A 6,654-nucleotide genomic window follows, 5' to 3' on the forward strand; every position below is an offset into this window, starting at 1 on the left:
CGGCGCGGGGCGCGGCGGGGGCGGGGCGCGGGGGGGCGCGCCGCTCTGCGGGGGTTCCCGCGGGGGGGGCGGTTTCACCCCCCCCCAACCCCGCCCCCTCCCGCGCGTGCGGACCGCGGCGGGGGCTGCCGCGGTCGACCGCGGACCTAGAGCGGCAGGCCGCTGATGCTGCCGCCGTTCACGCCGCCCAGCAGGCCGCCGACCGGGCCGAGCGAGTTGGTGAGGCCGGACAGCGGGTTGTTCGGGCCGAGGTCGGCGCCGCCGAGCCGGTTGGCCGAACCGTGCTCGGCCAGGCCGAGGACGTCGGTGGCGGGCAGGCCGCCGGGCAGCGCGTGTTCGACCGAGCCGAGCGGCAGGGCGCGCTCCACGGCGCTGGTGGGCAGCGCGCCGGTGAGGGCGTCGGTGCCGGGGACGGCGCCGGAGAGCTTGTCGGCGCCGGGCACCGCGTGGGCGAGCGCACCGGCCTGGCCGAGGCCGCCGACCGGGCTGCTGCCGGCGTTGGCGCTGCGGGTGCCCATGCCCTTGCCGGTGACGGCCTCGCCGAGCTTGCCCGCGAGCGCCGAGGCGACCCTCGGGGTGACGGCGGAGAGCTGGCCGGTGGTGGCGGCGGTCTGGTCCACCGGGGCGGTCAGCGAGCTGGCCTTCTCGTTCGCCTCGGGGAGCTGGTGGGCGACGATGTTCCCGGCCGCGTCGGCGGAGGCCGGTACGCCGGCGGCGACGGTGGCCGCGCCGGTGGTGCCGGCGGCCTGGCCGAGCTGGTGGGTGGTGTGCTGCAGGGTGGAACCGGTGTCGGTGTTGGTCAGCTGGCCCAGCGGCGCCGCGAGGTCGCTCTTGGGAAGCAGGGCGTCCCCGCCCAGGGCGGACGCGGAGCCGGCCGCGACCAGCGGGGTCGCTCCGGCGGCCACGACGAGCGCGGCCTGGGCGATCCGGCGCGTGAGGGGGTGAGACATGAGGCTCCTCGAAGGGGTCTGGGTCCGTCCCGTCCGCCGGGTGGACGATCCGGGTGCGGACGGGACCTGGCGGACGACGTTGTTACCGCTTGAGAAGCCAGAAGGTTTCGGCCGGAGCAAGGAACGCGCCTGACCGACCATCGGATCGTACGACCGCAGCAGGCGTCCGTCCCGGCCCCGCGGGAGGCCGTCGGGCCGCCCCGGGCAAGGGGAGTGACGGTTCTCCGGCCGGGGTCGCCGGAACGGGCGGCCGGTCCACCGCGGTTGACCGGAATCACCCGTCCGGCGGCTACCCGAACGTGAGTGCGTCAGCCCTTTCCGTACGGCGCCAGGGTGACCTGGACGAGCTTGGTCGACGTCCCCGAGGTCTGGGTCTGCCAGCCGTCCTCGGACTCGGACTTGCGCCAGATCTTCCCGTCGTAGGCGACCGTCGCGATGCCCAGCTGCTGGGCCTGGGCGACCGCCCAGTGGGCCACCTCCCAGCCGCTGGCCCGCTCGGCGGACGCCCCGGCGTCGGCCCCGGCGTCCGCCGAGGTGGTCAGCGCGGCGGCGGCCGGGTCCGGGGTCAGCGCGACGGCGTTCTCCGCGCCCTTGATCGTCGAGGCGTAGCCGGCCGCCGGGTTGACCGTCTTGCCGAACTCCCGGCGCACCCGGTCGGACAGCACCTGGGTGCGGTCCGGCTGCGCGGCCGGGGCGGACGTCGCGCCCGCCGTCGGCGACGGCGAGTCGGCCGGGTCCGGCTTGGCGTAGTCCTTCACCACGCAGGTGAACGAGGCGGGCTCCCGGCCGGCCAGCGCCGAGGTGAGCAGCGTCGCCTTGGTCTCGTGCTTGGCGTAGGCCTGCGGGTAGCCGCTCTTCTGCACCGCCTGGGCCGCGTCGGTCAGCGGCAGCCGGGTGTAGCCGGGCACCTTGACCAGACCGTCCAGGAACTTGTTGGTCGCGTACACCGGGTCCGCGATCTGCTCCGGGGTGCCCCAGCCCATCGAGGGCCGCTGCTGGAACAGGCCGATCGAGTCCCGGTCGCCGCCCGCGAGGTTGCGCAGCTTGGACTCCTGCATCGCGGTCGCCAGCGAGATCGCCGTCGCCCGGTCCGGCAGGCCCCGGGAACGCGCCACCGCGGCGATCGTCGCCGCGTTGGCGGCCTGCGGCAGCTCCAGCGTGCCGCTGCCGGCGGCCGTCTTCACGGAGCACTCCTCCGTGGCGCCCTGCCGGAAACCGAACCACCAGATCCCGACCACCGCCAGGCCCGCGACCATCGCCAGGCCGATCAGCCCGACCAGCACGAGCAACAGCGCGCGGACCGGACCACGACGGCGGGGCGCCTCTTCGTCGCCCAGCTCGTCGCCCAGCTCCTCGCTGTTCCTTCTCCTGGCCACCGTCGCCCCTCTCGCGCCCGCCTTCTTGATCCGACACCGTACCCACTCGGACGGATGTGCGGCGCATCCCGGTTGCCGGTCCGCGGGCGTTCCCGGTCACAGGACGACCACGCGGAGTGCCGATCCGACGGCACTAGGCTGACGTCATGAGCAGCCCGAACCCGACGCCCCTGGACCTGACCCTCGACGGCGGCACGCTGACCGCGCGCCTCGTCGACTTCCCCTCGGTGAGCGGCGACGAGCAGGCGCTCGCCGACGCCGTCGAGGCCGCCCTGCGCGGCTACCCGCACCTGACCGTGGACCGCTACGGCAACAACGTGGTCGCCCGGACGAACCTGGGCCGCGCCGAGCGCGTCGTGCTGGCCGGCCACCTGGACACCGTGCCGATCGCCGACAACCTGCCCTCGTACGTCGACGGCGACCTGCTCTACGGCTGCGGCACCTCCGACATGAAGTCCGGCGTGGCCGTGGCGCTGCGCCTCGCCGCCACCCTGACCGAGCCCAACCGCGACCTCACCTACGTGTTCTACGACTGCGAGGAGGTGGAGGCCTCCCGCAACGGCCTCGGCCACCTCGCCAAGGACCGCCCGGACTGGCTGGCCGCCGACTTCGCGGTGCTGATGGAGCCCAGCGGGGCCATGGTCGAGGGCGGCTGCCAGGGCACCCTGCGGGCGCAGGTCCGGCTCAGCGGCGTACGCGCCCACGCGGCCCGCAGCTGGCTCGGCGACAACGCCATCCACCACGCCGCCGAGGCGCTCACCCGGCTGGCCGACTACCGGCCGCGCCGGGTGGAGATCGACGGCCTGGAGTACCGCGAGGGCCTCAACGCGGTGCGGATCGACGGCGGCGTGGCCGGCAACGTGATCCCGGACGAGTGCGTCATCACGGTCAACTTCCGCTACGCGCCGGACCGCAGCGAGGCCGAGGCGGAGAAGCACGTCCGCGAGGTCTTCGACGGCTTCGAGCTGACCGTGACCGACTTCGCCCCCGGCGCCCTCCCCGGCCTCTCCCAGCCCGCCGCCAAGGCCTTCCTGGCGGCCACCGGCGGCCAGGCCCGGGCCAAGTTCGGCTGGACCGACGTCGCCCGGTTCAGCGCGCTCGGCGTCCCGGCGGTCAACTACGGGCCGGGCGACCCGAACTTCGCGCACAAGCGGGACGAGCACTGCTCGCTGAGCGCCATCGCCGAGACCGAGGACCGCCTGCGGGCCTGGCTGACCAGCTGAATCGAAAGCGTTCGCGGTCGGTCCCCGGGGCGGTCGAACGCCATCTTCCGGTTGCCCAACCGACCTTCCCCCGTTGCCTGAAATCGGGGGAAGGTCGGCGTAGGGTTTCGTCATGACAGGCACAGGAGACGACAAGCAGTACGGACACGGCCCCGAGCAGGTCGGCGTGCCGCGGAAGAAGAAGGCCTGGCCCGAGAAGCAGAAGGGCCCGGTGCTCGTGCGCCGGGACCAGGTCGGCACCAGCACCACGGACCAGCGCCTGCTGGACACCACGGGCCCCACCGACTGGCTGCACACCGATCCCTGGCGGGTGCTGCGGATCACCTCCGAGTTCGTCGAGGGCTTCGGCGCCCTCGCCGAACTCCCGCCCGCGATCAGCGTGTTCGGCTCGGCCCGGACCCCGGCCGACTCGCCCGAGTACGAGGCCGGGGTGGCCATCGGCCGGGCCCTCGCCGAGGCCGGCTACGCGGTGATCACCGGCGGCGGCCCGGGCGCGATGGAGGCCGCCAACCGCGGCGCCACGGAGGCCGGCGGCCTCAGCGTCGGGCTCGGCATCGAGCTGCCCTTCGAGCAGGGCCTCAACGAGTTCGTCGACCTCGGGCTGAACTTCCGTTACTTCTTCGTCCGCAAGACGATGTTCGTGAAGTACGCCCAGGGCTTCGTGGTGCTGCCCGGCGGGCTCGGCACGCTGGACGAGCTGTTCGAGGCGCTCACCCTGGTGCAGACGAAGAAGGTCACCCGCTTCCCGGTGATCCTCTTCGGCAGCGCCTACTGGGGCGGCCTCTACGAGTGGTTGAAGAACACCCTGGTCGCGCAGGGCAAGGCGGCCCCGCGCGACCTGGAGCTGTTCCACATCACGGACGAGATCGACGAGGTGCTGAAGATCCTCGCCGACGCCCGCCGGCCCGCGAACGAGATCTAGCGGGGGGCACGCGAGCGACGACCGTCGGCACCGGGTCCGAGCGCCCCGGAGGCGAGCCGAGCGCAAAAAGAGGGATTCCTAGGCCAGCCCCCGGCGGGCGACCGCCGGGGGGCGGGTGCCCCGGATCGAGGCGACCATGTCCAGCACCTGGCGGGTCTCCTCGACCTGGTGCACCCGGTAGACGCGGGCGCCCAGCCAGGCCGAGACCGCCGTGGTGGCCAGGGTGCCGAGCAGCCGCTCGTCCACCGGCCGGTCCAGGGTCTCGCCGACGAAGTCCTTGTTGGAGAGCGACACCAGCACCGGGAAGCCGGTCGCGGTCATCTCCGGCAGCCGCCGGGTCGCCTCCAGCGAGTGCCGGGTGTTCTTGCCGAAGTCGTGCCCCGGGTCGATGATCACCGCGTCCCGGCGGACGCCCAGGCCCACCGCCCGCTCGGCCAGCCCGACGGTGACCCGCAGGATGTCCGCCATCACGTCCTCGTACCCGGCCCGGTGCGGCCGGGTGCGCGGCTCGGCGCCGCCCGCGTGGGTGCAGACCAGCCCGGCGTCGTACCGGGCGGCCACCTCGGCGAGCTTCGGGTCGACCCCGCCCCAGGCGTCGTTCAGCAGGTCCGCGCCGGCCTCGCAGACCGCCTCGCCGACCTCGTGCCGCCAGGTGTCCACGCTGATCACCGCCCCGGGGTGGCGCTTGCGCAGCTCGGCCACGAACGGCACGGTGCGCCGCAGTTCCTCCTCGACCGTGACCTCGTCGCCCGGCCCGGCCTTCACCCCGCCGATGTCCAGGATCGCCGCGCCCTGCGCCATCGCGCGGTCGGCGGCGGCGAACGCGGCCTCGTCCGCGAAGGTCGCCCCCTTGTCGAAGAACGAGTCCGGGGTCCGGTTCACGATCGCCATGATCACCAGCTCGTCGTCACCGAATTCGCGCGGTCCCAGGCGCAGTGCCACCGATGTCTCCTCCACAGCTGCTGCGGGTGCGATGATGGCCCCCGGCCTCACTAGGGACCATGCTGTCATGATCAGCCCGGTTCCCTGGCCCCTCGGAGGAGGCCGACCGGGAGTTCGGGAGGACAGCTCGTGTTCTGGGTGATCGTGGTCGCCATGGCCGTGGTGGTCGGCGGCGCCGCGCTGGTTGCGCTCGGTGGGGGCGGCTCGATGCCGGAGGCGGTGCCGGACCGCATCGCCGCGCGGCTGCCGCAGGACCGCCCGCTGAGCAAGACGGACGTGGACGAGCTGCGCCTGCCGATGGCCGTGCGCGGTTACCGGATGGACGAGGTGGACGACGTCCTGGACCGCCTCGGCGCCGAACTCGCCTACCGCGACGCACGGATCGCCGAACTGGAGGCCGCGGCCCACCTGCGCGGCGCGGTCGAGGCCACCGGCGCCCCCGACCCGGCCGCCGAACCGCTGCCCGGCCTGGAGCAGTTCGCCACGGTGGTCGAGCCCGCCGTCGCGCTCACCAAGCCGCAGGCCCCCGAGGACGCGAAGCCGGTGGAGGACCGGTGACCGGGGCGCCGGGTGGCACCGTGCTCGGCGCGGACGGCCTGCGCCGCTGCGGCTGGGGCGACTCCACCGACGACTACCGGGTCTACCACGACACCGAGTGGGGCCGGCCGGTGCACGGCGACGACGCCCTGTTCGAACGGGTCTGCCTGGAGGCCTTCCAGTCCGGCCTGTCCTGGCTGACCATCCTGCGCCGCCGGGAGGGCTTCCGGGCCGCGTTCGCCGGCTTCGAGATCGGCAAGGTCGCCGAGTTCGGCGAGGCCGACGAGGAGCGGCTGCTCGCCGACACCGGGATCATCCGCAACCGCGCCAAGATCCGGGCGGCGATCGCCAACGCCCGGGTCGCCCGCGACCTGGACGGCGGTCTGGACGCGCTGATCTGGCAGTTCGCCGTCGACCCGGACCGGCCGGCCCCCCGCACGATCGCTGAGGTGCCGGCCGTCACGCCCGAGTCGACGGCGCTGGCCAAGACGCTCAAGAAGGCGGGCTTCCGCTTCGTCGGCCCGACCACCGCCTACGCCCTGATGCAGGCCTGCGGCCTGGTCGACGACCACCTGGCGGACTGCCACGTCCGCACCGGCGGTCGCCGAGCCCGCTAGGGCCTGTCCGGCGGATCTTGCCAGGCGCGCGACGCCGGGCATCCCGCCTGGACGCACGCCCGAATCGCCCAAGTACGTCCAGTACGA

General features: G+C 74.1%; 7 protein-coding genes. 4 read left to right on the forward strand and 3 right to left on the reverse strand.

Annotated features, from left to right (window positions below; genetic code table 11):
• Positions 1-146: 146 nt before the first annotated feature.
• Together ACFWXO_RS27085 and ACFWXO_RS27090 are read right to left on the reverse strand one after the other, a co-directional pair.
• Positions 147-950 carry a hypothetical protein gene (locus ACFWXO_RS27085; protein WP_375884767.1) on the reverse strand — a complete coding sequence of 268 codons (804 nt, stop codon included), beginning with the start codon at positions 948-950 and terminating at the stop codon, positions 147-149.
• 308 nt (positions 951-1,258) lie between these two features.
• Positions 1,259-2,326, reverse strand: coding sequence for a hypothetical protein (locus ACFWXO_RS27090; RefSeq protein ID WP_375884770.1), 1,068 nt, complete (start codon positions 2,324-2,326; stop codon positions 1,259-1,261).
• A gap of 146 nt (positions 2,327-2,472) precedes the next feature.
• Between ACFWXO_RS27090 and dapE the strand changes: the two genes are divergently transcribed.
• Positions 2,473-3,549 carry a succinyl-diaminopimelate desuccinylase gene (gene dapE / locus ACFWXO_RS27095; RefSeq protein WP_375884773.1) on the forward strand — a complete coding sequence of 359 codons (1,077 nt, stop codon included), beginning with the start codon at positions 2,473-2,475 and terminating at the stop codon, positions 3,547-3,549.
• 112 nt (positions 3,550-3,661) lie between these two features.
• A complete protein-coding gene (locus ACFWXO_RS27100; RefSeq protein WP_375884776.1) occupies positions 3,662-4,471 on the forward strand; it encodes a TIGR00730 family Rossman fold protein in 810 nt (269 codons plus the stop codon).
• 78 nt (positions 4,472-4,549) lie between these two features.
• On the opposite strand, the gene folP is transcribed toward ACFWXO_RS27100, so the two are convergent.
• On the reverse strand, positions 4,550-5,362 hold the full coding sequence (gene folP, locus ACFWXO_RS27105) for a dihydropteroate synthase (protein WP_380401966.1): 813 nt from the start codon (positions 5,360-5,362) through the stop codon (positions 4,550-4,552).
• Between the two features lie 180 nt (positions 5,363-5,542).
• Between folP and ACFWXO_RS27110 the strand changes: the two genes are divergently transcribed.
• Together ACFWXO_RS27110 and ACFWXO_RS27115 are read left to right on the forward strand one after the other, a co-directional pair.
• Positions 5,543-5,971, forward strand: a complete 429-nt coding sequence (locus ACFWXO_RS27110) for a DivIVA domain-containing protein (RefSeq protein WP_375884778.1) — start codon at positions 5,543-5,545, stop codon at positions 5,969-5,971.
• On the forward strand, positions 5,968-6,567 hold the full coding sequence (locus ACFWXO_RS27115) for a DNA-3-methyladenine glycosylase I (RefSeq protein WP_375884781.1): 600 nt from the start codon (positions 5,968-5,970) through the stop codon (positions 6,565-6,567). The genes ACFWXO_RS27110 and ACFWXO_RS27115 overlap by 4 nt, the downstream gene beginning before the upstream one ends.
• Positions 6,568-6,654 lie beyond the last annotated feature (87 nt).

The organism is Kitasatospora sp. NPDC059088, from assembly GCF_042738155.1.
Taxonomy (GTDB): Bacteria; Actinomycetota; Actinomycetes; order Streptomycetales; family Streptomycetaceae; genus Kitasatospora.